The organism is Roseibium sediminicola, assembly GCF_023156505.1.
GTDB lineage: Bacteria > Pseudomonadota > Alphaproteobacteria > Rhizobiales > Stappiaceae > Roseibium > Roseibium sediminicola.
Window position 1 is genome coordinate 24,063 of the sequence record NZ_JALNMJ010000024.1, and the last position, 25,087, is coordinate 49,149.

22 protein-coding genes are annotated in these 25,087 nt (G+C 61.0%); 7 read left to right on the plus strand and 15 right to left on the minus strand.

Features of this window, described 5'->3' with window-relative positions; all coding sequences use genetic code 11:
• Positions 1–60 precede the first annotated feature (60 nt).
• The 4 genes from M0H32_RS24450 (at position 61) to M0H32_RS24465 (ending at position 5,899) form a co-directional block, all read left to right on the plus strand.
• Positions 61–1,788 carry a glycerol-3-phosphate dehydrogenase/oxidase gene (locus M0H32_RS24450; RefSeq protein ID WP_248158628.1) on the plus strand — a complete coding sequence of 576 codons (1,728 nt, stop codon included), beginning with the start codon at positions 61–63 and terminating at the stop codon, positions 1,786–1,788.
• On the plus strand, positions 1,779–2,621 hold the full coding sequence (locus M0H32_RS24455) for a class I fructose-bisphosphate aldolase (protein ID WP_248158630.1): 843 nt from the start codon (positions 1,779–1,781) through the stop codon (positions 2,619–2,621). Before M0H32_RS24450 ends, M0H32_RS24455 begins: the two co-directional genes overlap by 10 nt.
• Entirely contained in the window at positions 2,614–4,122 is a 1,509-nt protein-coding gene (locus M0H32_RS24460; protein WP_248158632.1) for an FGGY-family carbohydrate kinase, read from the plus strand. Before M0H32_RS24455 ends, M0H32_RS24460 begins: the two co-directional genes overlap by 8 nt.
• Positions 4,123–4,279: 157 nt before the next feature.
• Positions 4,280–5,899, plus strand: a complete 1,620-nt coding sequence (locus M0H32_RS24465; protein WP_248158634.1) for a GMC family oxidoreductase — start codon at positions 4,280–4,282, stop codon at positions 5,897–5,899.
• A gap of 87 nt (positions 5,900–5,986) precedes the next feature.
• On the opposite strand, the gene M0H32_RS24470 is transcribed toward M0H32_RS24465, so the two are convergent.
• Positions 5,987–8,173: a hypothetical protein gene (locus M0H32_RS24470; protein WP_248158636.1), complete on the minus strand. Its 2,187-nt coding sequence runs from the start codon at positions 8,171–8,173 to the stop codon at positions 5,987–5,989.
• A gap of 8 nt (positions 8,174–8,181) precedes the next feature.
• Entirely contained in the window at positions 8,182–10,017 is a 1,836-nt protein-coding gene (locus tag M0H32_RS24475; RefSeq protein ID WP_248158639.1) for a hypothetical protein, read from the minus strand.
• Positions 10,018–10,285: 268 nt separating this feature from the next.
• Between M0H32_RS24475 and M0H32_RS24480 the strand changes: the two genes are divergently transcribed.
• Complete coding sequence (locus tag M0H32_RS24480; protein ID WP_248158642.1) at positions 10,286–11,695, plus strand: asparagine synthase-related protein; 1,410 nt, start codon at positions 10,286–10,288, stop codon at positions 11,693–11,695.
• A 361-nt stretch (positions 11,696–12,056) separates the two neighbouring features.
• Here M0H32_RS24480 and M0H32_RS24485 read toward each other — a convergent pair whose 3' ends face one another.
• The 13 genes from M0H32_RS24485 to M0H32_RS24545 form a co-directional block, all read right to left on the minus strand.
• A complete protein-coding gene (locus tag M0H32_RS24485; protein ID WP_248158645.1) occupies positions 12,057–13,196 on the minus strand; it encodes a glycosyltransferase in 1,140 nt (379 codons plus the stop codon).
• A gap of 181 nt (positions 13,197–13,377) precedes the next feature.
• Positions 13,378–14,655 carry an NAD(P)/FAD-dependent oxidoreductase gene (locus M0H32_RS24490; protein ID WP_248158648.1) on the minus strand — a complete coding sequence of 426 codons (1,278 nt, stop codon included), beginning with the start codon at positions 14,653–14,655 and terminating at the stop codon, positions 13,378–13,380.
• Positions 14,656–14,702: 47 nt separating this feature from the next.
• Positions 14,703–15,383, minus strand: a complete 681-nt coding sequence (locus M0H32_RS24495; RefSeq protein WP_248158650.1) for a c-type cytochrome — start codon at positions 15,381–15,383, stop codon at positions 14,703–14,705.
• A 146-nt stretch (positions 15,384–15,529) separates the two neighbouring features.
• The gene (locus M0H32_RS24500; protein ID WP_248158652.1) at positions 15,530–15,973 is read right to left on the minus strand and encodes a DsrE family protein; all 444 of its coding nucleotides are present in this window, start codon (positions 15,971–15,973) and stop codon (positions 15,530–15,532) included.
• Between the two features lie 86 nt (positions 15,974–16,059).
• On the minus strand, positions 16,060–17,163 hold the full coding sequence (locus M0H32_RS24505; protein WP_248158655.1) for a c-type cytochrome: 1,104 nt from the start codon (positions 17,161–17,163) through the stop codon (positions 16,060–16,062).
• Positions 17,147–18,421, minus strand: coding sequence for a sulfite dehydrogenase (gene soxC / locus M0H32_RS24510; protein WP_248158657.1), 1,275 nt, complete (start codon positions 18,419–18,421; stop codon positions 17,147–17,149). The genes M0H32_RS24505 and soxC overlap by 17 nt, the downstream gene beginning before the upstream one ends.
• Positions 18,422–18,455: 34 nt before the next feature.
• Positions 18,456–20,150 (minus strand): thiosulfohydrolase SoxB, encoded by a 1,695-nt coding sequence (soxB, locus tag M0H32_RS24515; protein WP_248158660.1) that lies wholly within the window; start codon positions 20,148–20,150, stop codon positions 18,456–18,458.
• Between the two features lie 187 nt (positions 20,151–20,337).
• Positions 20,338–21,150: a sulfur oxidation c-type cytochrome SoxA gene (gene soxA / locus M0H32_RS24520; RefSeq protein ID WP_248158769.1), complete on the minus strand. Its 813-nt coding sequence runs from the start codon at positions 21,148–21,150 to the stop codon at positions 20,338–20,340.
• Positions 21,151–21,234: 84 nt separating this feature from the next.
• A complete protein-coding gene (soxZ, locus tag M0H32_RS24525; protein WP_248158661.1) occupies positions 21,235–21,564 on the minus strand; it encodes a thiosulfate oxidation carrier complex protein SoxZ in 330 nt (109 codons plus the stop codon).
• A 30-nt stretch (positions 21,565–21,594) separates the two neighbouring features.
• A complete protein-coding gene (gene soxY, locus M0H32_RS24530; RefSeq protein WP_248158662.1) occupies positions 21,595–22,044 on the minus strand; it encodes a thiosulfate oxidation carrier protein SoxY in 450 nt (149 codons plus the stop codon).
• A 23-nt stretch (positions 22,045–22,067) separates the two neighbouring features.
• Positions 22,068–22,547, minus strand: a complete 480-nt coding sequence (soxX, locus tag M0H32_RS24535) for a sulfur oxidation c-type cytochrome SoxX (protein WP_248158663.1) — start codon at positions 22,545–22,547, stop codon at positions 22,068–22,070.
• Positions 22,548–22,724: 177 nt separating this feature from the next.
• On the minus strand, positions 22,725–23,318 hold the full coding sequence (locus tag M0H32_RS24540; RefSeq protein ID WP_248158664.1) for a thioredoxin family protein: 594 nt from the start codon (positions 23,316–23,318) through the stop codon (positions 22,725–22,727).
• 22 nt (positions 23,319–23,340) lie between these two features.
• Complete coding sequence (locus tag M0H32_RS24545) at positions 23,341–24,075, minus strand: cytochrome c biogenesis CcdA family protein (protein WP_248158665.1); 735 nt, start codon at positions 24,073–24,075, stop codon at positions 23,341–23,343.
• Between the two features lie 92 nt (positions 24,076–24,167).
• On the opposite strand from M0H32_RS24545, the gene M0H32_RS24550 reads away from it, so the two are divergent.
• Both M0H32_RS24550 and M0H32_RS24555 read left to right on the plus strand, forming a co-directional pair.
• Complete coding sequence (locus M0H32_RS24550) at positions 24,168–24,542, plus strand: thioredoxin domain-containing protein (protein ID WP_248158666.1); 375 nt, start codon at positions 24,168–24,170, stop codon at positions 24,540–24,542.
• Positions 24,543–24,636: 94 nt separating this feature from the next.
• Entirely contained in the window at positions 24,637–24,987 is a 351-nt protein-coding gene (locus M0H32_RS24555) for an ArsR/SmtB family transcription factor (protein ID WP_248158670.1), read from the plus strand.
• The last annotated feature ends 100 nt before the right edge of the window (positions 24,988–25,087 follow it).

Genomic DNA, 25,087 nt, shown 5'->3' on the forward strand with positions numbered 1-25,087 from the left:
TCAGCCACACCAATGACAACAGGAAGGACGCCGGAGACCGCTTCGGCGAACGGGAGAGGCATGTCCGCAAAACGGCAGACCATATGGGACCGGATCGCCCGCGACGGCGCGTTCGACGCCGTTGTGATCGGCGGCGGCATCAACGGCATCGGCGTCTATCGCGATCTCGCGTTGCAGGGGCTGGACGTGCTTCTGGTGGAGCGCAACGACTTCTGCTCCGGCTGCAGCGCGGCGCCCTCGCGCATGATCCATGGCGGTCTGCGCTATCTGGAAAACGGCGAGTTCGATCTGGTGAAAGAAAGTCTGCGCGAACGGGACGCTCTGCTTTGCAATGCGCCGCATCTGGTGCATCCGCTGCCGACGGTCATTCCGATCACGTCGTATTTTTCCGGTCTCTTGAACAGCGCCGCGAGTTTCTTCGGCGTGTCGGGCAAACCCGCCAACCGGGGCGCCTTGCCGATCAAGCTCGGCCTGACGCTTTATGACTGGGTGACGCGGCATCGCCGCCTGTTGCCGAAACACCGGTTTGACGGGAAAAGTGCCACGAAACGCCGCTGGCCGAAGCTGACGGGCGCGATCCGCTGCTCGGCGACCTATCACGATGCCTGGATCAGCCATCCGGAAAGGCTCGGCCTGGAACTCCTTCAGGATGCGGCTGCCGAAGCACCAGGCTGCGCGGCGCTCAATTATGCCTGTCTCATGCCGGAGGGGGACGGCTATGTGGTCCGGGACGAACTCACCGGCCAGTTCCTGCCGGTCCGCCCGAAGATCTTCGTCAATGCGACCGGTGCCTGGCTCGACGACGCGATTGACGAGCTAGCCGGAACCGACAGCCACGAAGCGCTGGTGTCGGGCACCAAAGGCTCGCATCTGATCCTGGACAATCCGGAGCTGGAGGCGGCTCTCGGCGGGCACATGGTCTATTTCGAAAACTCCGACGGCCGGGTCTGCATCGTCTTCCCGTTCTTCGGCAAGGTGCTCGCGGGATCGACCGATATCAGGGTGACGTCGGCAAGCCGCGTGCGCTGCGAGCCGGACGAGGAAGTCTATATTCTTGACTCGCTCCGGCTCGTCTTTCCGGATCTCGATTTCAGCGCGGAAGATGTCGTCTACAGCTATTCCGGCATTCGGCCGCTGCCCAAAAGCGATCAGGACTTCACCGGCCGGATTTCGCGCGGCCATTTCACCAGGCGCCTCGAGGGAACCGTGCCGCAGATCTGCATGATCGGCGGCAAGTGGACCACCTTCCGCGCCTTTGCCGAACAGGCGGCCGACGAGGTTCTGGCGGCGCTCGAGCGGACCCGGAAAACCGGCACGCTCGGCCGCCCGATTGGCGGCGGAAAGGCCTTTCCGAAGGCCGCCGCGATCCTGGAACGGGAGCTTGTGGCCGAATTCGGGATCGGCCGGGACCGCGCGGCACATCTGGTGGCATCCTATGGCACCGCGGCCCGGGATCTCCTGACCTTCTGCCAGTCACGCGCCGATGACGTGCCCTTGGACGGGGCAAGGGACATCACTGCTGCGGAGATCGCCTTTCTGGCGCGGCGTGAATGGGTGGTGAGCCTTGCCGATGTCGTACTGCGGCGGACGACGCTCGCGATCAGGGGGCTTCTCAGCCCGGAGCTGATCGACAGTCTTGCCGCAGTCGTCGCCGGTGAACTTGGTTGGTCGGCGGAAGAAACAGCCCGTCAGACCGCCGCCCTTCTGGAAGATCTGAAAACCTATCACGGCGTTTCGTTCGGAGCGCCGCAAAGCGAAAATATCAGCAGGAGCAGAATATGCGTTTGAGCCCGAAAGTCCGAATGAACCGGATGTTCACCCATGGCGGTTGTCTGGACGTGGCTATCGATCACGGGGTCTGCAACGAGCCGAGTTTCATGGTGGGCCTGGAGGACATGGCGGGTGTGGTCGACACCCTGGTCAAAGCCGGCCCGGACGCGATCCAGATGGCCTATGGCCAGGCGGACCTGTTGCAGAACCGGCCGGAAAAGGACAAGCCGGCTCTGGTGATGCGCATCGATATGGGCAATCCCTATAATGACCAGCGCCACCGGGTGATGTGGTCGATGCTGCAGAATGCCGATGAGCCGATCATCGGCGCGCTGGAAATGGATGCCGCCTGCGTGGTGGTCAACCTGTTCATGCTGCCCGACGAGCCAGAGCTGTTCCGCCAATGCGTGGAAAACATTTCCAGGGTCCGTGCTGCCTGCCACAGATACGGCATGCCGCTGATGATCGAGCCGCTGGTGATGCTGCCCAACGGCATTCGCGGCGGCTATCAGGTCGATGGCGATGCCGACAAGATTGTCACGCTGGTGCGTCTTGCGAGCGAAATGGGCGCCGACATCATCAAGGCGGACCCAACGGAGAATGCGGACGATTTCCACCGGGTGGTCGAAGCCGCCAGGGTGCCGGTGCTGGTGCGCGGCGGTGGCAAGGAAGACCTCAAAACGGTGTTGAAAAAGTCCGCCGCGCTGATGGCGCAGGGGGCAAAGGGCATGGTCTATGGCCGCAATATCTATCAGCATGACAATCCGAAAGCGGTTGTCGCTGCCCTGATGGCGATGATCCATAAAGGCGCCAACGGCGACGAAGCATGGGACATCTATAACCGTGGCTGACAAGACGACATACCTGCTGGGACTGGATGCCGGCAACACGGTGATCAAGGCCGTGCTGTTCGACCTGGCCGGACGCCAGGTTGCCATGGCGGCTCTGGACGGGCAGTCGTTCTCGCCGAAGCCCGGTCATGTGGAACGCGGTCTTTCGGAACTCTGGTCGAACGCGCAGCAGGTGATCCGCACCTGCCTTGAGAAAGCAGCGGTCGATCCCGCTGAAGTCGCGGCGGTCGGCTGCGCCGGTCACGGCAACGGGCTTTACCTGCTCGACAAGGCCGCGGATCCACTTCTGGGGATCCAGTCGCTCGACACGCGGGCGGCGGCCCATGCGGAGGATCTTGCAACCCGGCATGGCGACAAGCTGCATGCGCTCAGCCTGCAGAAACCCTGGCCGTCGCAGACCCCTGTGCTGCTCGCCTGGATCAAGGCGTGTCGCCCGGAGATCTATGCAGCGGCGGGCACGGTTCTACTTTGCAAGGACTTCATCACTTTCCAACTGACGGGCGAACGGGTCAGCGATATTTCCGACATGTCGGGTTGCGGTCTCCTGCGCATGCCGGATGGACGCTACGATCCGGAGATCCTGGAGCTCTTCGGCCTGGATGATGCGGAAGATCTCTTGCCGCGGCTGGTCGAACCGGCGGAAATTGCCGGCACGGTCACGGCAACGGCTGCGGCCGCAACGGGGCTCAAGGAGGGCACGCCGGTCGTTGGCGGCTACTTCGATGTAATCGCCAGCGCGCTCGGTTCCGGCGTGATCCGTCCGGGCGAAGCCTCGATCATCGCCGGGACCTGGAGCGTCAACCAGGTGTTTTCCGAAACTCCGGTGATCGACCCGTCCATGTTCATGGTGTCCGGTTTTGCGCCGGGCCGGTTCGTGAATATCGAGTCGAGCGCGACCTCCGCGGCGAACCTGGAATGGTATGTGCGCGAGCTGGTCGAGCGGGGAGAGCATCACGACGACCCGTTCGGCACTTGCAACGACGTCATTGCCAAGGTGACGCCGGCGGCCGACGATCCCTTGTTTCATCCGTTTCTCTACGGCTCCGGCCAGGGAGCGGCGTTCCGTGCGGGCTTTTATGGCCTCGCCGGCTGGCATGGCGAAGGGCACCTATTGAGGGCGCTGTTCGAGGGCGTGGTGTTCGAGCACCGCCGCCATATCGAAACCCTGGTGAAAGCGGGTGTTGCCTTCGAAACGGCGGTGCTGTCCGGTGGCGGCTCACGCAGTCCCGTCTGGCCGCAGATGTTCGCCGATTGCCTCGGCGTGCCGATCCGCGTCGCTGAAGCCCGGGAAACCGGCGCACTTGGCGCGGCCATCGGGGCCGGGATCGGTTCGGGGCAATTCGGGTCCTATGAACAGGCGGTTGCGGCGATGACAAGGACCAAAAACGAATATCTGCCGGATGCGTCGATGCAAGCGCAATACGATCGCCGCTACCGCATGTATCTCAAACTCACTGAGACCATGCGGTCATTCTGGGACGAGTTTGGAGATACCGCCTAGTCCTGCAGGATAAGTTGCACTTCTACTGGGAAAGATTACGCTCGGTGAAAATAGCTGCCCTGGCAGAATGAGGGCTGGTGCGGAGCGGTCAAATAAGCGGTCCTGTGCGGCCGGGTAAAGCCTCTGTGGCGACAGGAATGCAGGGATGGGAAGTAAGATGAGCGGGCCGGACACACTCGACGGATCCTATGACTACATCATCATCGGCGCCGGCACGGCAGGCTGTGTGCTCGCCAACCGGCTGACCGAAGATCCGTCCACCCGCGTTCTGCTGCTGGAAGCGGGCGGGTCCGACAATTACCACTGGGTGCATATTCCGGTCGGCTATCTCTACTGCATCGGCAATCCGCGCACCGACTGGATGATGAAGACGGCCGCCGAGCCGGGCCTCAACGGCCGCAGCCTGGTCTATCCGCGCGGCAAGGTGCTGGGCGGCTGTACCTCCGTCAACGGCATGATCTACATGCGCGGCCAGGCGGCCGATTATGACCACTGGCGCCAGCTCGGCAATGTCGGCTGGTCCTGGGAAGACGTCCTGCCGTATTTCCTGAAATCGGAGGATCACCACGCCGGCAAGTCGGAGTTGCACGGTTCCAGCGGCGAATGGAAGGTGTCGCGGCAACGGCTGACCTGGGACATCCTGAAAGCCGTTCAGCAAGGCGCCAGGGAATTCGGCATCGAGCCGCGCGCCGATTTCAACGATGGCAACAATGAAGGCAGCGGCTTTTTCGAGGTCAACCAGAAAAACGGCGTGCGCTGGAACACGGCGAAGGGCTTTTTGCGGCCGGCGCTGAAACGGCCCAACCTGCGCCTGATCACCTATGCGGAAACCGACAGCCTGGTGCTCGACGGCAAGAAGGTCACCGGCGTGCGCTTCACCCACAAGGGCCGCAGTCTGACTGCTTCCGCAGAGCGCGAGGTGTTGCTGGCGGCGGGGGCAATCAACTCGCCGAAGATCCTGGAACTTTCCGGCATCGGCGCGCCGGAAATCCTGAGCGACAGGGGCCTTGAGGTCCGGCACGAAAGTGCTGGTGTCGGCGAGAACCTTCAGGATCACCTGCAGATCCGTACGGTCTACAGGGTCAGGAACGCCAAGACGCTCAACACGATGGCCAATTCTCTGGTTGGCAAGGCGAAGATCGCGCTGCAATACGCGCTGACCCAGTCCGGACCGATGTCGATGGCCCCGAGCCAGTTCGGCATGTTTTCCAAGTCCGACCCATCGCTGGACACGCCGGATCTCGAATATCACGTCCAGCCGCTGTCGACCGACAAGCTCGGCGATCCGCTGCATCCGTTCCCGGCAATCACCATGTCGGTCTGCAACCTGAGGCCGGAAAGCACAGGTTCGGTGCATGTCACCAAGCAAGGCAATGCGGCGCAGCCGGACATCCGCCTGAACTACCTGTCGGCGGAAAAGGACAAGGACATCGCGCTGAAATCCGTGCGCCAGGCACGCACCATCATGACCGCCAAGGCGTTGCAGCCCTACCAGCCGGAGGAAATCCTGCCGGGACCCGTGGTCGACAGCGACGAGGATCTTTTGAAAAAGATCGGCGACATCGGCACCACCATCTTCCACCCGGTCGGCACCTGTCGCATGGGCGCGGACGAGGGCTCAGTGGTCGATACGGAGCTCCGTGTGCGGGGATTGCACGGCCTCAGAGTGATCGACGCCTCGATCATGCCCAAGATCGTTTCGGGCAATACGGCCTCGCCCGTGGTGATGATCGCGGAAAAGGCGGCGGACATGATCCGTGCAGGTCAAAGGGCCTGAACGGCAACGCCTTCGGCCGTTTCATCAGAAGAATTTAGCCGGCTCGTCTTTTTGCCGAAAGTATGTCCTGTCCTGCGTCATCCGGATTCAGTTTGCCGGCGCCGCGCTGGCGAACAGGCCCTCGATCGCCTTGCGGGTACCGGGGCCGATGGCGCCGTCGATGCCGCTGCTGTAAAGGCCCTCATCGGCGAGCACCCGCTGGAACTCGAGGCGCAGCGGCTTGGGCCAACTGCTGAAGCTCGATGTCACATGATCGTGGAGAGACCGGTCGCCCCGGCGCAGGCCGTCGGCAATGAAACTGGCCACTTCCGGCGCTTTCAGACCCTTCTCCTCCGGATCGTATAGATCGATCAGTCTGCGCACGGACGCGGCGTTGCCTTCGCTCGCGGCCATCCTGTGGTCGTTGATGGACTTGTAGCGGGTCTCGTCGTCATCCAGATCGTCTTCCGCCAGCCATTTGGCGAGGGCTTCACGCGCCGTCGGGCCAATCTTTTCGAGCGCTTCCTTGCGGACTTTGGCAAGCCGTTTACGTGTTTCCGGCGTCAGCCAGGTCGCGTTTTCCGGGTCGAGTTTTTCCAGCGCCCTGATGGTCATCAGGTTCTGCCCCCAGGTCTTTGCGGAATAGTCGAGCGAATTGATGATGCATTCGGCTTCGGTGTCGTAGTGGCAATAGTCGGTGTTGAGCGCCTGTTCGACGGCCTTGTCGACACTCTCGGTGTTGGAAAAGCCAAACTTGTAATAGTTGGCGATCTTGCGCCACTTTCTGACACGCTCAAATTGTTCGTCGGACTCCGGTTTCCAGCCACCGCGTGTCCTGGTCTCGATCTCGTCGGCCGACTTGCGAAGGCGTCCGGTTTCGCCGGTGTTGCCGCCTTCCTCCATTCGGTCAGCCAGTTCGCGCAGCAGATCGGCGGTCTCATACGCGCGCGTTCCCTCCAGGATCATTCTTTCGGCGTCCTTGTATTTCTCCTTCTGCATGAGGGCACGGGCCGCAGTCTTGGCGACCCGGCCGTAATAAAGGTCCATGGTCTGTTCCCAGCTGTCCCATTCGGGCGCACGATCCTGCATAGCGGCGAGCGCCTTGTCGATGTGTCCCGAGGCCGTCTGCAGCAGCACATTGCTCATCTTGCTGAAATCGGTTTCTTCGTCCGAGAGCTTCAGCAGCTGTTTGCGCGCGCGTTTGATGCCGTCGACATTCCCGATTGCCAGGGAAAGTTCGGCGACCCGGACCGAACTGGCCCATTCCCCATACGGGTTGAAGGGATTGCCCCTGTTGTCCATGACAATCTTTAACGCCTGCCGGGACTGGGACAGGGCGGCTAGAGTGCCGACGCTGTCCGGCTTGCGCCGCAAGATTTTTTCGGCCATCGGCCGCCAGCTTTCCGGAGGTTGAAACGCCAGCACGGTGTCCTGGAGATCCGTGTCTTTGAGATAAATGAAGTCATCGTCCCAGGCGCGATGCGTGAAGAAGGGGTCATCACTCCCGGAATCCAGTGCAAGTTTGATCAGGTCATTGACGGTATAATTGTCGGCCGTCAGAAGTTCTTTCGGCAGTGCTTCGAGAAAGGGCAAGGTGCCGTCCGGCGCATAATCGGAGAGCCCGTCCAGCGCCGCCAGCAGCGCTTCAACATAGTCTTCGGCATCGTCGAATTGCGGGTAAGCCTCGACAAGGGCGACAATGTCACCGGCCTCGTCGAGATTGTCGCGGTATTGTTCCGCCGCATCGTCGGGTTTGTAGTCATAGCCGTGGATCTCGGCGGACCGACGTGCCAGCCGGATCGCTTCCTCGGCAATCTCCGAGTTGCCGACCGCGTTTGCGCTGTCGGCAATGGAATCCAGAAGGCTCATTTTCTTGGGCCGTGAGTAATCGCTTTCAGGCGCGATTTCCGGGAATTCCTTGGCGGCGGCGAGCGCGCGGCGAAACAGATCCGTTTGCTTGGCAAGGATTTCCTCGTCGAGCCGCTCGATCTCAAGCCTGACCGCAGCGGCGTTCGGTGCTTCCGGAAGCATGACGAGATAGAGCCGGAACATCATCGTGGCTTTGAAGGAGTTGCCGTTGCGCGCGCTGGCGAGGCCGTAGTTGAAGATCACGCCCGGATGAACTTCCGTTTCGCTGTTCACCAGGGAGAAAAGCTCGGCGGCCTTCTTGAAATCACCGGCCTTGGCGGCCTCTAGCCCTTTTTGATATTCGGTTTTCCAGTCGCGCAAGTCGGCGAGCGCCGGGGTGGAGACAACAGCGCAGGCGATCAAAAAGGCTGTCAGGAACCATTTCATCACAATACCTATTGTTGGAGCCGGACAATTTCCTCCGCGGTCTCAAAGGGATCGGCCATGAAGTCCGCCCAGGCGGCATATTCCGCGGCATTGAGCCGGTCGCGGATGACTTTCCAGGGTGGCCGCAGGTTCGGATCGTGCCGCACCAGCACCCGGGCGGCGGAGCGGGTTTCCTGGAGGTCGCGCCAGGTGGCTTCCAGCCGGTCCTGGTTCTCCTCGAACAGGAAGGCGCTGCCGGTCGGTGTGTATTGCCCGGCCAGGCCGATGGCATGGAAATAGGCAAACGTGGCGGCGTCGTCGTCCAGGAGCGCTCCGGGGCTGAGCAGATCGATGGCGCCCTGATAATCGCCGGTGCCCATCTTGATATAGGCCTGTGTCAAAGTCGGCACGTCCGCCCCGGAACCGGCCCGTTCCAGCACGCGCTCCCGGAAATCGTCCCAGGCGGCGAGCCCCTCGACATATTGCAGGGCCGCGCGCTGGTCCGGATCGGCGCCCGGATCGGAATAGAGGGAGCGCGCCTGGATCAGCCGTTCCCGCTCATCTTCGTTCAGGAGCTCGTAGGCGGTGCTGTTCAGGAGCGAGGCATATTCCCCGACATAGTGCAGGGGATCCGGCGGCGGGCATTTCAACATGCCGCAATTCTGGGTCCAGTCGAGATAAAGATCCGACTGGGCGAGGCCAGAGACAATGCCATAGGCCTCCAGGGATGAGGGATCATCGGGATCGGCGAGATAACTCTCGGCGAGAAAGTCGGTTGCCGTTTTGTAGTCACCGTCCATCCAGGCGTTGATGCCTTTCTTGTAGCGGGCGTTGCTCAGTTTGGAGATCGTCAGGTGACCCTGGTGCAACCCTTTGAGATAAAGCAGGGCGTCGCGGGCTGAGCGGTCGTCCGGATTGTCGCGTACGGTTTTTTCCAGGTCTTCCAGGCTTTTGGTCCAGTTGCCCTGGCCGGCTTGAAGCGCGTCAAGAAGATAGGTGGCCTTCTGGCTGGGCATGATGGCATCAGCCTCCAGAAAGCTCAGGCCGGTATCCGCGCTGGAGGCGGGCGCGTCCACCAGGGGGCTGGTCACGGCCGCTTCGATCCTGCTCTGGCTCTGCCCTGCCTCCCGTTGCAGCTCGGCGAGCGCGGCGACCTTCTTGCGGCTGGCCTCCAGGCTGGAGCGCATGCCTTCCAGTGACGAATGTGAGCCGACGCCGCTGCAGTCGTCGTCATAGCCGCAAAGGTTGATCGCCTCGTCGTAATAGGTGACCGCGTCGGCGTAGTTCTTGTCTTCCTTGGCCTTGTTGGCGTTTGCGAGCGCCATGTTCCAGCGGTCGACCGTGCAATTGCCACGGCCTTTCCGGCAATAGTCGAGCGCGGCGGAACAATGCTTGATCAACGTCTCGATGCGCTCCGTGTTAAAATAGAGAACGTCGAACGCCTTCAGGCATTTCTTGTTTTCCTGAACGGATTTGCGGCGCCAGTTGGCCAGTTGTTTCTGTTGTTTGATCTTCTTGCGCTGGCTGGCGCTCGGCCGCAATTTTTTCGGACGTGTGCTCGGCTGCGTGTTGCTCCGCTTCATCTGTTCCTGCTGGTAGCTGTAACCACCGCCGCCGCCGTAATTGTAGCTGTCATAGGTCGGCGGCGTGTAGTCGTCGCAAAAGGCGACACAGACACCGTCGCCGACATCGGGAACCTGGGCGGTGGCGGGCAGGGAGACAGCGAAGAGGAGAGCGGCTGCAACCCCCAGGGAGCCAAGTGTTCCCTTTCGAAGTCTGGGCGTTTTTTCAGGCCGAACCGGAAGGACATTGGCAGCGCTGCTGCCGATGGTGGCATTGATCGAGTGAAAAACAAGGGTCGTCATAGTCAGACAGGTATCGAATACCTGCTCCCGACGAGAGGATTGATCCTGGACCTAGTCTATCAATTTTCTGCTTTCCAGAGAATTGTAATATGTGACCTGAAAGATGTAAGTCATTGTTGTTGTCCGGGGAAATACCTCTCATGCGGGTGTGGCCAGGCTCGAGATACGGCGAAGCGACTGGAGCCTTGCATTTCGTGGCTGAAAGGCACACTAAGGCGGCAGGGGCTCAAGCCAGGGGCGCGGCCGCTCGCCAGGATCATGGACCAGAATGTGTAGTTTCGTTTTTTCGACCATCCAGCCGACCACGACCGAGTTCAACCGGATCATGGCGTTGCGCGGTCCGGATTTCACCCAGAGCCACGTGATCGAAGGCTGTTTCTTTTGCCACAATCTTCTGTCCATGCGCGGCGACTATGTCGGCCAGCCCTATGTGGCCGACACCGAGAACGTCGTCGTCATGTTCAACGGCGAGATCTACAATTGTCCGGAAACCTACTCCAGCGAAGCGCGCTATCTCTTTGATCTCTACAAGGACAAGGGCGCGGACTGTTTCAAGGAGCTGGACGGCGAATATGCCATCGTGATCGTCGATTTCTGCGCCGGCGTTGTTCATGTGGCGCGCGACTGTTTCGGTACCAAGCCGCTGTTTTTCGGCGCCAGGGGAGACGAGTTCGGCTTCGCCAGCTATCGCGACGCGCTCCTCGTGCTCGGCTTTGATGAGGTCCGGCCGTTGAAGCCGAACCATGCGGTTGAATACAGCCTGGACCGGACCCGGATCCTGGAGCGCGAGATCTACACGTTCAATCTGGCGCAGTTCAAGACCGACATGACCGGCTGGTTCGACGCCTTTGACCGGGCCGTCGCCAAGCGGGTCAAGCACATGAAGGGCAAGGCCTTTGTCGGCCTCTCCAGCGGCTATGACAGCGGCGCGATCGCCGCTTCGCTGATCGCGCAGGGCAAGGACTTCATGAGCGTCACCGTCGAGGGGCGCGAAGACCCAGAGGTGGTCGAAGGGCGGCTAGCCGCTGTGCGCGCTTCCGGCAACGAGCCGATCACCATTCCCGACACGGAGCTTGAGGTCGAGAAATTGCGCAAATGGCTCGACGACAATGTCGAGGACCAGCCCTATGTCATCGTCAATGACAGCGGCGAGCGGGTCGAGGTTGGCAAGAGCGTTCACAAGGACAAAGCGGCGCTGATCCTGGCCGGTGTCTGCGAGCGGGCGAAAGCGGCCGGTGCGCTGGTCTATCTTTCGGGCAGCGGTGCCGACGAGATCGTCTCCGACTACGGCTTCGACGGTCACAAGTTCTTCGCCCACAGCAATTTCGGCGGCAAGTTTCCGAACAATCTGCTCGGCCGGTTCCCCTGGGCGTCGGTCTTCGGCAGCACCCAGGCGGCCTATCTTGCCAAGGAAGAGATGGTTGCCGGCTCCTTCGGCATGGAGGCGCGCTATCCGTTTCTCGATGTCGAGGTGGTGCAGGAATTCCTGAACCTCAAGGCCGAGGTCAAGAACAGGCTCTACAAGTCCGTGATCCGCGAATATCTGGCCCACCGGGACTTCCCGGTGAAGGAAAACGTCAAGATCGGCTTCGGCTTCAAGCCGCAGGACAAGGACAAAAAGAAAAAGCCGTTCTTCCGGTTCCTGTCGAAAAAGAAACTGGCGCGGCTGTTCAGGTAAGAGTGCCTGCGCGCTGAGACCGTTGACGACGTCTCAATCGTCATTCCGGACGGTCTGCAGCGCAGCTGCATGGCCAGATCCGGAACCTAGCGGATACTTCGCACCGCAGGTGCGTCCTAATCCGTAAATTCAGATGCTTGTTTGATTTGTGCTCGCTCTCGCTCGCGCTGATGCGCTGGGTTCCGGATCAGCGTGCAGCATTGCTGCACTTGTCCGGAATGATGGGCTGAGGGGATCGGACTGCCGCGTGTCCAGGAAGATGGCCGACGGTCTCTTTTGCAAGTGGCGGATCCTTCGAGACAGCGCTGCGCGCTTCCTCAGGATGACGCAGTGGGTGTGGTTGTCGTATACCTGCTTGCCTTCAAACCGCGCTTTCCAGCACCGCTTCCACCCGCTTGATCAGGCGGCGGTTGTCGAGGTTAGCGACGGCGAAGTCGCGCGAGGCCCTGGAGATGGCCGGGGCGTCGATCTCGCCGGCGAGCGCGGCCCGGATCCATTTCCGGTAACCGTCCAGATCCATCTCGTCGACCAGGAAACCGGTTCTGCCTTCTTCGACAAGATCCGGGATGCCGGCATGGCGGGTGGCGATGACGGTGCAGCCGCAGGCCAATGCCTCCTGGATCGAGGTCGGCGCGCCCTCGGCATCGCCGCTGGGGCTGGTGACGGAATGCTGCAGAAAGAATTCCGCCTCGCGCAAGTGTTTCAGCACATTCCCATGCGGCTGCTCGCCATGCAGGGTGACCTGGTTTTCCATGCCTTCGCGGCGGACGATCTCACGGCAGGGTTCCAGCATCGGACCGCCGCCCAGAATATCCAGGGTCGCTTTGGGGAAATCCCGGGCTTCCTTGCAGAAGGCCTCGACGGTGAGGTCCGGGCGCTTCTTTTCGATCAGCCGGCCGACGGCGATGAAATTCGCCTTGCGTTTCTCGGCCGGGGTGAACTTGTCGGTGTTGACGCCGCTCGGAAAGACGTGGCTGTTCGGATGTTCCAGACCGTATGTGGCCAGGTTCTTGCGCAGGTAATGCGAGACGAAGAACACCCCTTTCATTTTCGGAAAGGCGCGCCGGATCAGGTTCTGCTGACGTTTTGAACGCACCCGCATGGTGGCGTCGTAGCCGCGGTAATAGGTGAATATCGGAATACCGCAGGTGCTAATAGCCTCGGCGATGTCGACACCGATGCAGCCGAATTCGCACAAGATAACATCGGGCTTTTCTCTGGCGAGAAACTCGAGGATCGCCCGGCGCTCGGATCCATAAATGCTGCCGGCCGGCAGTTTGCGGAACTTGTTGGAGAATTTCGTGATCACGCCGAGAAGCGGGTCGAGAGGTCCGCGCGGCACGTCGTTGCGGACAAGGCGCGGCCGCTCGACGGTCCTGAATTCCCGCTCGTCCTCGACACAGACACAGGAATTGCCATCGAACATGTTGTCGATATGGAAATTCACCATCGTGTGGTGCCGGTGCATGTAGGAATAGGTGAAGATGCAGACTTTGGTCACGTGCGCGCCGATCGAAGCAGATGTTCATATGCCGAACCCGGCGATCGAGCGCCGGTATCGAAGCAGTCGCGACCAGTATCAGGCGCATCGCGCCTTGTCAGCCCCGGTGTTTCCACTGTGGGATGAGGAAACGAGAATGGTCCCGCGACCGGCAAGGTTGGCCGCGGAACCGGGTTTACATTCAGGCGCCGAAGATGTCGGCGGTGATGCCCTTGTACCAGCCGACGGATTCCTCATAGGTCGCCTGGCGCAGGGCTTCGTCTTCACCGGTCTGGCTGATGAAGCTCGAGGTCGAGGCGATCTTCTCGTCGGTCGGGGCATATTGCGCGCCGACTTTCACGCCATCATTGGTCTCGATCAGGCTCCAGCAGGTGTTTGAGTATTTCGCCGGAAACACTTTCGAGCCGGTGAGGTCCCCGCGTACGGCCATGGCCGCGACCTTGGCCTGGCTGTTGGCCGAGAAGCCGGATTTCGGCATGTCGCCGGCAATCGAGGCATCGCCGATGACGAAGATGTTCTCGTCCGCCGAGGAGCGCATCGATTTCGGATCGATCGGGCAGAAACCGCTTTCGTTGGCAAGGCCGGTCCTGGCGGCAATCATACCGGCCTTCTGGGCCGGGATGACATTGACCAGCTCGCCCTTGAACGTGTCGAAATCGGTCTCGACCTCGCCGGTCGCCGGATTGACGCTCTTGATGCCGCCGTGAACGTCGGGTCCGTACCATTCGATCATGCCCGGATAGTGTTTCTCCCAGCCTTCGGTGAACAGACCCTGCTTGGAGAATTTCGGCTTCGGATCGATGATGATGATCTTGGCGTCCGTGAACCCTTTTTCCTTCAGGACATGGGCCATCATGGAGACACGCTCATACGGACCAGGTGGGCAGCGATAGGGGTTGGGCGGGGCGACCATGACGATCTGCTGGCCGTTCTCGATCGCGTCGAGTTTTGCCTTCAACAGCTGGGTCTGCGGTCCGGCCTTCCAGGAATGCGGCATGATTTCCGCCGCTTCCTCCGAATAGCCCGGTACGCTGTCATAGATCAGGTCGATGCCCGGCGCGACGATCAGCCGGTCATAGGGCACCTTGGAGCCGTCCGCCATGACGACTTCCTTCGCGTCCCGGTCGACGCTGTCCGCCATGCCGTTGACGACGCTAATGCCGTAATTCGAGGCCAGCGTGTCATAGCCGTGGGTGATGCTGTCAAAGTCGCGGTAGCCGCCGAGATAAAGATTGGAAAAGAAGCAGGTCGTGTATTTCGGGTTGGCCTCGATCAGGGTGACGTCGAGATCCTCGCCGGCATCCTTGGCCATGTAGCGGGCCGCCGTTGCGCCGCCGGCTCCGCCGCCGATGACAACCGCACGCGGTTTGCCCTGGGCGCGGGCGTAATAGGGCATCGCCAATGTTGTGGCTCCGGCGCCCATGAGCATGCCGAAAGTTCGACGAGAGATTCCAGGCATTTTCCTTCCTCCCAATTTGGCAGCGGGCGGCTTGGCTCCTCTTCTTGCTACTGCGGATCGAGTGACCCGAAATAGGCCGCAAGTGCTGCGATTTCCTCGTTGCCGAGATTGACGGTCATGTTCTGCATGACCTGGTGACTGCGGACGTTGGTCTTGTATTCGAAGAGCGCCCGGATGAAGGGCTCCCTGGGCCAGCCGATGATCGAGGGAATGCCGTCGGCGCGGCCGGATATCTGGTGGCAGGTGACGCATTCGCTGGAGAGATACTCGCCATATTCCGGATCGCCTTCGAGATGCATTGCCGCCCCGCCGATTTCCGGCCGTGCCGTTCCGGAGGCGGTCGGGTCGGCGGCAGGGGCTTCCTGCGAGAGGGCTTTCAGATAGGCGATCACGTCGGTCCGATCCTGTTTGTCCTTCATGCCGCGAAAGGACATGCGTGTGCCCGGCACATAGTCGCGCGGTTTTTCAAGATACTGATCGAGCGTGAAATCGTTCCAGACCAGGCCGTCTTCGCCCAGCTTTTTCATGGCGCTGGAATATTTGAAACCTTCGATGGCTCCGGCCTTGCGTTCGAACAGGCCGTCGAGATGCGGTCCGACCCCGTTGCGGGCTTCGGCGCCGACCTGGTGGCAGGATTTGCAGGCCTGGAACACTTTTTCGCCCTTTGCCGGATCGCCTTCCTGGGCGAGGGCCGGAGCGGATAGTGTCAGACAGCTGGCTAAAACCATTGTCCGGACGTTCAGCCTCCCGGCAAAAAGGCCGGATTGGGCGATCCACTTTGACCTGCGACGTCCGGTTGGTGTCATTCCGGGTCCTCCTGTACCCGTCCTGGCAGGCTGCGCGGGTTTGGGGCCCGCGCAGAGATGCTTTTACCTCAGGGTCTGAGGATCGTATAGCCGTCCTCGTTCAGTTCCATCAGCGCGACAGCTCCGGCCGGAACGATTTCGACACCTTCCAAGAGCGTGATGTCCTTGCCGGCTTTCTTGGTCATCGCCTGAAGGGTGTTGTTGCAGGCTTCGAAGGCGACATTCGGCATGCTTTGCACGAAGGATTTCATCCGCTCGCTCACCGGCGAGGTGTCAGCCCGGAACATGTGCAGGCCCTGATTGAAGGCAACCACCTTGATGTCGACCTCTTCGCCCATATCCGAATAGTGGCGCGCGACATTGGCGGCGACATTGAGCACCGTGTTCATTTTCTGCGGATCATTGTCGGTGATCTGAAGTGCCAGCTTGTGGACCCCGTCTTCGGCAAAAGCGGTTGTGGCAAGCATCATCATGACGGACAGCACCGCCGCCAATTTTGCAAACAGTCTCATCGTTCCCTCCCTCTGGCGTTTCCGCCGTGCGGAAACAGTGTCATGCGGCCGGCTGGTCAAGACTGCCGGCCGGCCGCAAAACGATGTCAGTCGACGCCGCCAACGCCGGCGGCCTCGTCGTCATCGACCGAGCCGGGTGTCACGTCGAGAATGCGCGCGCGCATGGTGATCTCGACGGCATTGGGCTTGCAGTCGCTCATGCAGGGCTCACCCTTTTGGGCGTAGTGTTCTTCATCCGCACGATTGTCCGCGATGAAGTTTTCTTCATTGGGCAGATGGATGTCGGTGAAGTTCTCGTTGGAGAGCTCAAAATCCTCGTCGGTCACCACGTCGTTGAGGTAAAGCAGATAGGCGGTCAGCGCATAAACGTCGTCGTCCGACAGCGAGCGCGCATTGCCATAGGGCATGGCCCGTCTGACATAGTCGTAGACGGTCGACAGATACGGCCAATAGGAGCCGATGGTCTTTTCCGGCCGGTCTTCCCTCAAGGTGTCATGACCGCCGGCCAGCACCGGCCAGCGGCCGACGCCCTCGCCGAAATCGCCGTGGCAGACCGCGCAGTTTTCGGAATAGATCGGTTCACCGTCGGCAACCGTTCCGGAGCCGACCGGTAGACCCGTTCCGTCGGGGCGGATGTCGATGTCCCAGGCGGCGATCTCATCCTCGGTGGCTTCGCGGCCGAGCCCGAAGACACCTCCGTCGCGGGTCGCCGAGACCGGTGCGGCTGCCGCAGAGGCGTCCGCGGTCTGGGTCTGCTCTGCAGCAGCCGGTTCCGCGGAACTCTGGTCCTGCGCAGCCGGTGACGCGCTTGAAAAACTCGCCAGATAGGCGATCACATTGTCCAGATCTTCCTGCTTCTTGAGACCGGCAAAGGCCATCTTGGTGCCCTTGATCATGTCTTTCGGCTTAGCCAGATAGGCGGCAATCGTTGACTCGTTCCAGACAAGTCCGTCCGCGCCCGCCTGGATCATCGCCTTGGAGTATTTGTAATCCTCGGCGGTTCCGGCCGTGCGGCCAAAAACCTCGTTCAGCTGCGGGCCGACCTTGTTCCTGGCGCCATCGCCGACCGCGTGGCAGGCGGCGCATTTCTTGAAGACCTTCTCGCCCTTGGCGGCATCGCCGGCGATTGCGAGGCCGGGCAGGGCGGCAAGGGCGGTCCCGAGGCAAAGTGCTTTAAGAAACTTCGACATTTTCCACCGTTCCGTCTGCTTTGACATACCAGGTCTGGATGCCGTTGTTGTGGTAGATCGAGTTCTCGCCGCGGGCGGCGCGCAGCTCGTTCTTGGTCGGCTGGAAGTAACCGTTCTCGTCCATGGCGCGGGACTGGATCAGAAGGTCCGAGCCGTCCCAGTCGATGTCGAGATAGAACCGGTGCAGTGCCTTGGGCAGGCTGGGGCCGTCGATCCGTGCGGTTTTCCAGTTGCGGCCGCCGTCGATCGAGACGTCCACGCGGGTGATGCGGCCGTTTCCGGACCAGGCGACACCGGAGATCACCATCGGGCCCTTGCCGTGTGTCACGGGGGCTTGCGGGCTGGGGCTCGTGATGACGGACTTGGCGTCCATCACCCAGGTGAAGCGCCGGGCTTTCCCGGATGCCAGAAGATCGGTGTATTTGGAGGTTTCCTCGCGCTGATGCCAGGGCTCGTCCCCAACCTCGATGCGGCGCAACCACTTGACCCACATGTTACCTTCCCAGCCGGGCACGACTAGGCGCAGCGGGTAGCCCTGTTCGGGCCGGAGCGCCTCGCCGTTCATCTTGAAGGCGATGAGGCAGTCATCGAGCGCCTTTTCCATCGGGATGGAGCGGGTCATGGCCGAGGCGTCGGCACCTTCCGGCATGACCCATTTGGCGTTGGTCTTGATACCGGCTTCTTCCAGGATCAGCTTCAGCGGCACGCCGGTATACATCACGCAGTGGACCATGCCGTGGGTGTACTGGCAGCCGTTCAGCTGGGAACCGCGCCATTCCATGCCGGAATTGGCAGCGCATTCCAGGAAATAGACCCGGTTTTCCCGCGGGAAGCGTTTCAGGTCCTCCATGGTGAAGACCAGCGGCGTGTCGACCAGTCCGTTGATCATCAGCCGGTGATCGGCCGGGTTGATCTCGGAAATGCCGCCGTGATGGCGCTCGAAGCACAGGCCGTTCGGCGTGATGATGCCGTCGAGTTCATGGAGCGGTGTGAAGTTGACCGAGCTTTCGGTCGAGGCGGTCAGCCATTCCACGTCGCGGCGAACCACATGGGATTCAAACTCGGACGGGGTGCCGTAGGGCCGGGCCTGCACGCCATCGCCGAGATAACGGTTCCAGTCCTGGACCTCGGTGATCAGGGGGTCGCCGGCGGCCTTGGCCGCACCGGCGGATCCGGCAACCGCACCGGCCGCCAGACCCGCCTTGAGGAGAGAACGGCGGGAAAGGTTCTGGGGGGGGGAACCCTTGGTATCACTCATGGGGGTGTCCTTAGGATTTCTCTTGGGTGTTCGATCAGCCGGCCAGCTTGACGGACTGGTTGTCCGGCAGTTTCACGACTGGGTTTTTCAGAAGGTAGCTCTCAACGACCTCGTCGATGGGCGGGCCCTCGGTGGCTTCGTTGACCGAGGCCCAGCCTGTGACCACGTAATCCTTGGCCGGGTCGATGGCCTCTCCGGTGGCAAGCAGGGTCATGCCCGAAATGCGTTCGCCGATGTCCTTGTCCGGATCGATCGTGTAGCCCATGCCGCCGACGCGGACCATGTCGCCGCCCTGCTGGTAATAGGGATCCTTGTTGAAGAGGTTGTCGCCAACATCTTCCAGGATGTCCTTCAGCATCTGGCCGGTCATGGTCGAGCGGTAGGCCGCCGGATAGGTCATGGCACAGGCGTTGTGCAGGTCCTCGAATGTGATGTCCTGTCCCGGCAGGAGGGAGGTGCCCCAACGGAAGCCGGGCGACAGGGCGATCTGGGCATCTCGTTCCTCCAGCAGTGCCTGGCAGATCAGGTCGTCGAAGGTGCCGTTGAAGTTGCCGCGCCGGTAGAGGAGGTTTTCGGTCTTGCCAAGCACACGGGCAAGGTCGGCTTCGTAAGGAGCGCGAACCTCGTCGATCAGCGACGCCATGTCGGCGTCGGGCGAGATCACATCCGAGAAAATCGGGATCAGCCGGTAGGCGTAACCGGCGACTTTGCCGTCCCTGATGTCCAGATCCACGCGTGAGACGAACTTGCCGTTGGAGCCGGACGCGATTACCAGCGTGTCGTTGACGATCACCGGTTCGGGCAGGGCGTCATGGGTGTGGCCGGTCAGGACGACGTCGATGCCGTCGACGCGGGAGGCCAGCTTTCGGTCGACGTCAAAACCGTTGTGGGACAGCAGCACGACCACTTCGGCGCCTTCATCGCGGGCTTCGGCCACATGCTTGGCAATGTCCTCCTCGCGAATGCCGAAGGACCAGCCGGGGATCATCCAGCGCGGATTGGCAATCGGCGTGTAGGGGAAGGCCTGGCCGATGACCGCGACCTTGGCGCCGCCGCGCTCGAACATCTTCCAGGCTTCGAAGGCTGGCTCGTCCCATTCATTGTCGTAGATGTTGGAGCCGAGGAAGGAAAAGGGCAGGTTGTCGATAACTTCCTGGACCCTGTCGGTGCCATAGGTGAATTCCCAGTGGCCGGTCATGGCATCCGGTTCCAGGGCGTTCATGACGGTGATCATGTCTTCGCCCCTGGTGACGTTGGAGGTGTAGCTGCCCTGCCAGGTGTCGCCGCCGTCAAGCAGGAGACAATTGTCGGCGCCGCGTTCGGCGCGGATGCGCTTGATGACCGTGGCAACGCGGTCCATGCCGCCCATCTTGCCGTAGGTCCTTGCAAGAGAGACGAAGTCCTCGGAGGTCAACGCATAGGCGTCGGGGGTGCCCGGCTGAATGTTGTAGAGCTTGAGGAAATCGGCGCCGGTCACATGCGGCGGCTTGCCGTTGACATCGCCAATGCCGAGATTGATCGACGGCTCGCGGAAATAGAGGGGTTTCAGTTGGGCATGAATGTCGGTGATGTGGATCAGCGTGAGCTGGCCTGTCGGTTCGATGGCAAGAAGCTGGTCTTCGGTCAGGGACTGCTGCGCCATGAGCCGCGACCAGGAACCGGCCATGCCGGACCCGAGCAGGGCGCTGGTGGCCGTCGCGGCCATCAGGAACTCACGTCTTGAGAACATTCCAACTCACTCCAAATTCAAGGACCGGGCGTTTACCTCGCCAAGGCCCAAAGGCACAGTTTACCCGCCGGCGCACGATACCTCATGCGCCCCGGTCTTCCCGAAGGCGGTTTTGAAATCACAAGCCGCAACGGCGGCGAAAGGTCCGGCGCAGCGGCTGCGGCCGCGCCGGAGAGTTGCGGTCAGCCTATTGGCGCACCGCCGGGGTTTCGACACCGAGACCCGAGCCGCGCCAGGTCACATAGACTTCCAGCGCCATCAGGTCGTCGGAGAAGGCGGCCGGGAATTCGGCGCGCGTGTCGCGGATACAGCCGCGGAAGCGGTTGTGCAGGGACACCATTTCGGACTGTTTCAGACGATAGGTCGGAAAGCCGTTGACATTGCCCTGGCTGAGGTGGTCGGCGCGAATGTATTTGCCGTTGTAATCCTCGTGGCAGGACGCGCAGGCGAGGTTCAGCTGACCGGTGCGGGTGTAATAGAGCTCCTTGCCCTTGTCCCACCAGGCCTGCATGTCGCCCTGGGTCAGATCCACTTCCACCGGCATGCCAATCGACTGGTGCTTGATATAGGTGGTAAGCGCCTTCTGATCGGCCGCGTCGAACTTGTAGGGCTTGGCCTGCATGTTCTTTTCGCGGCATTGGTTGATCTGCAGCTCGATGTTGAACGGTTTGCCGGCGTCCGCGTTCCATTTCGGATAGCTCGCGCCAAGGCCCTTCAGGAACTCGCCGGCATCCTCGTGGCAGGAGGCGCAGGACTTGCCGGCGTCGCCGTCCACCGTGTTCCAGATCTCCTCGCCGCGCTCCACATAGAGCATGCCGGGGTTCTGGAAGCTGTCGGCCTCGAGGGCGCGGGTTTCTTCCGTGCGGTAGTGCCAGCCCGAGATGATCTCGTCGAACGGATGGCCCTCAGGTGCGGCGACGCGGGTCTGGATTTCCATTTCCCCGTCGATCACGAGCTTGTCGTCGACCGGCCCCCCGGCCAGTGCGGCTCCCGTTCCCATCAACAATGCTGAGAACAGGGCGATGCTTTTATACGTCTTGGCCAAATCGTCTCCTCCCGATTTGTGCGGCTGCGTTCCCGCACCCTATTCAACAGCAATCTTGTTTTCGGTTTCGTAGACGCTGCCGTCGTCATCCACCCAGGTGAATTTGAATGTTCCGGACTCGGTCACCTTCGCATTGAACTCCATGTAGGGGTTCGCGGAGACGGCCGGATCCATGTCACAGCTGAAGACCATCTGGCCGTTGAATTCGCAGGTGAACTTGTTGATGATCTGGCGCGGAATGAGCTCGCCGGACTTCTTGTCCTTGCGCTGGCCCGATTCCATCGGATGGCTGATCAGCGTCTTGATCGTGATGACTTCGCCCTTGGATGCCTTCTTGGGCACTTTCACGCGGGGTTTTGGAGTTGCCATGTTTGTTTCCTCGTATCCTGTTCCGCTCGCTTAGCCGCCGCAGCCACCGATGGTGACCTTGACTTCCTTGCGGTCGATGAAGGTGGAGCCGTCGTTCATTTTCGCGACGGCGATCACGTTCTGGGTCTTCGCAAGACGAATACGGGTCTTGGCGTCGGCCGCGCCGCTCATGGCGGTGAAGTGGAACGTTGCAACGGCCGGGTTCGGGTTGCCGTCCGCCAGGATCAGCACGGATTCGACGAAGTTGTCGGCCGTCATCGGGCTGTCGACGGAGACGCCGACCGGCACGGTGTTGCCGTTCTCGGCGATTTCCGGCGTGTCCAGGCTGACGGTGCCTTCCGTCGGCGTTGCGCCGCCGGTGAAGGCCTTGATGGCGGCTTCGGTTTCATCCGGTGCTGCAAAGGAAAGCTGCGGGTTGAAAGCCAGAACGGCGGCGGCACCTGCCGTCAGACCGAACATTTGGCGTCGTGTGATGATCATCTCTTGCTCCCAGAGTGTCGAGATCAGTTTTCTTTCAGCGTCAGGAGGTAGGCGACAACGTCTTCCACTTCCTGCGCGGTGAGGATGGTCTGGCCCTGATTGTCTTCGGCCACGTTGATGCCGACCTTCATTGTGTAGAATCCGGGCATGATGGTCTGTTCGCCGAAGACATCCTTCGAGTTGACGACGATGGCGCGCAGCTGGGCCTCGTCCCAGCGGTCGCCCACGCCGTCCAGCACCGGTCCGACTTCACCGTGGAACAGCTGCTCGTTCAGATCGGTGTTGGCATGGCAGGCCAGGCAGTTGCCCTTCTTGCGGTCGGCGAAGGCCTCGCGTCCGGCAACCGCGTCACCAGCTGTACCGGTCAGCGATTGCTTGAGCTCCATGTCCTCGATCGGCACACTGTCCGGTGCCACGGTTCCGGCGGTCGCCACCGATGCGGCCATGAGAGCCAGTCCGGCCAGCGCGGCCGGCAAAGCTTTGAATGTCGCGCCCTTGGTCATTGTGTCGGCTTTCCTCCTCAATGTGAAACGCCCGGGCTTCGCCGGTTTGCGTTTCGCCGGCAGGTCCGAATCCCCAGCCTGCCTGTTCTCCTCATATTAAAAGATATGATTTTTTGCATATGTTATGCAATAGGCCTTTTTGCGAAGACCGTTTTTATCAGCCGCAACATGGTTCCCTTACTCGGAATCGATCCGGCCTTCCTCCCGCAACTCGTTGTAAATACGAGCATGATACTTCTGGAAATGTTCTTCGCCCTCATACCCTTTTTCGTGCACCCAGCGGAACATGTTTAGAAAAGTCCACTTGCCGAACAACCCAGGCATGGTCGCGACAGCGACTTCAGAGACCGATCCGTCCTCGGGAACTTCCTCCGGCAGGAACACAATCGTCGGAGTGAAAACATAGCCCCATTTGCGGGCGGCGGTCTTCTCGGTCAGCTCTTCCCCGTCGAGGTCGATGACCTCCTCGTCGCCGAACATGTTGTACTGGACGACCATGAAATGCTCCTTGATGAAGTCGGTCACTTCCGGGTCCGAGAACAGTTTCTCGTGCATCTGGCGGCAATAGGTGCAGCCACGCTGCTCGAAGATGACCACCAGTCGCTTGCCTTCTTCGGATGCGGCCTGGATGTCCTCAGCCATGTCCTTGAAGGTGATGGTGAACCAGGGCTGCTTGTGCAGTCCGTCCTCGCCCATCGTGGCGGCAATTCCCGGCAGATACGAGGTCGCGGTGATGACCACTGCGGTTATCAATGCTGTCAGGATGCGCATGTTATAATCCTCCCAAGGCGTGTTATCCGATCTGCGAAAAGACCGGGAAGGTGTCTAGCAGCCAGAGGGCGATGGCCGACATCTGGCCGGTGATGAAGAGCAGCCCGGTCAGGACCAGAAGTCCGCCCATGATCTTTTCGACCGTGCCCATGTGTTTGCGAAACCGCCCGGCGAATTTCAGGAACTGACCGGCAAAGGCGGCCGCGAGCACGAAGGGCAGGCCGATGCCGAGGGCGTAGACCGCCAGCAGCCCCGCCCCATGCCAGATCGTGTTCGAAGACCCCGCGACGAACAGGATTGAGGCCAGAACCGGACCGACGCAGGGCGTCCAGCCGAAGGCGAAAGCCAGGCCCATCAGAAAGGCGCCGATCAGCCCCGCCGGTTTGCTTTCCACATGAATGCGCGCTTCGCGGAACAAGAGACCGATCCGGAACACGCCCAGGAAATGCAGGCCCATGACGATGATGATGGCGCCGGCCACATAGGTCAGAATGTCGTAGTAGCGCGCAATCGACTGGCCGATGACGCTGGCCGTCGCGCCGAGCGCGACGAAGACGACGGAAAACCCGAGCACGAAGGCGATGGCTGCAAGAACGACCCGGCGTCCGGTCTCCGCCGTGGCGGCATCGCCCTTGAGTTCGTCGACGCTTACGCCTGCCAGGTAGCACAAATAGGGCGGCACGATTGGCAGCACGCAGGGTGATATGAAGGAGAGCAACCCGGCCAGAAAGGCGGCGCCCAGGGTCACGTCGAGCATTCCTTGCCTCCCGGTGAATCTCGAGAATGAGTTGCTTTAAAATATTCAAAAATTCCTATATATTGCAATCAGAGAAATTCGGAGACGGCATGATGCCTTTCACAACTCGGTTATTGGCGATCGCGGCGGGGCTTCTGACAGCGCTTGTCTGGGTGCTGCCCGCGGCGTCGGCGGAGCTGATCATGCTGGAGCAGCCAGGCTGCGTCTGGTGCAAGCGTTGGAACGAGGAAATCGGGAGTGCCTATCCCAAAACCGCGGAAGGCGCGCGAGCTCCCTTGCGCCGGGTCGACATCACCGGCGCGTGGCCGGAGGACCTCGACAAGGTTGCGAAAGAACGGCTGACGCCGACCTTCATCCTGGTGTCGGACGGGGTTGAGATCGACCGGCTCAGGGGATATCCGGGCGAACACTTCTTCTGGCCGCTTCTCGCGGCTATGCTCGAAAAACTACCCGAAAAGATCAACTGAGATTGTTGATCCGTATGGCAAGTTCGGGCATGTATCTTGATTGCTGACTATTGTGCGATGCAATAGGCAGGATGAATTGGGGCAATTGGCTTAGATGAACCTACCGGTCTTTACCAAAGACATGGACGCAAAGGATCTCGACCTGCTGATGGAGCAGGCCCGGAAGGCCAGCGACCTTTTGAAGGCCCTGTCTCACGAAGTCCGCCTGGTCATCCTGTGTCTGCTGTCGGAAGGCGAAAAGTCGGTTTCCGAACTGGAAGAGATCCTGACCATGCCGCAGGCGGCCGTGTCCCAGCAACTGGCCCGGCTGCGCCTGGAGGGCCTGGTCCAGTCGCGCCGTGACGGCCGCATGATCTACTACCGTCTTCTGGATGACGAAGTCAGCTCGATCATCGCGAGCCTCTATGAACTGTTCTGCAAGGACGTGCGCGCCAAGGACGCCTGACGGCAGGAACCCTCCGGTTTCGGCGTGCGGCGCAGCATGGACATTGTTTGCGGGCTGAAGACCCGCCTGCTACCTTTTTTGAGGATCGCCGGAAGGCGAG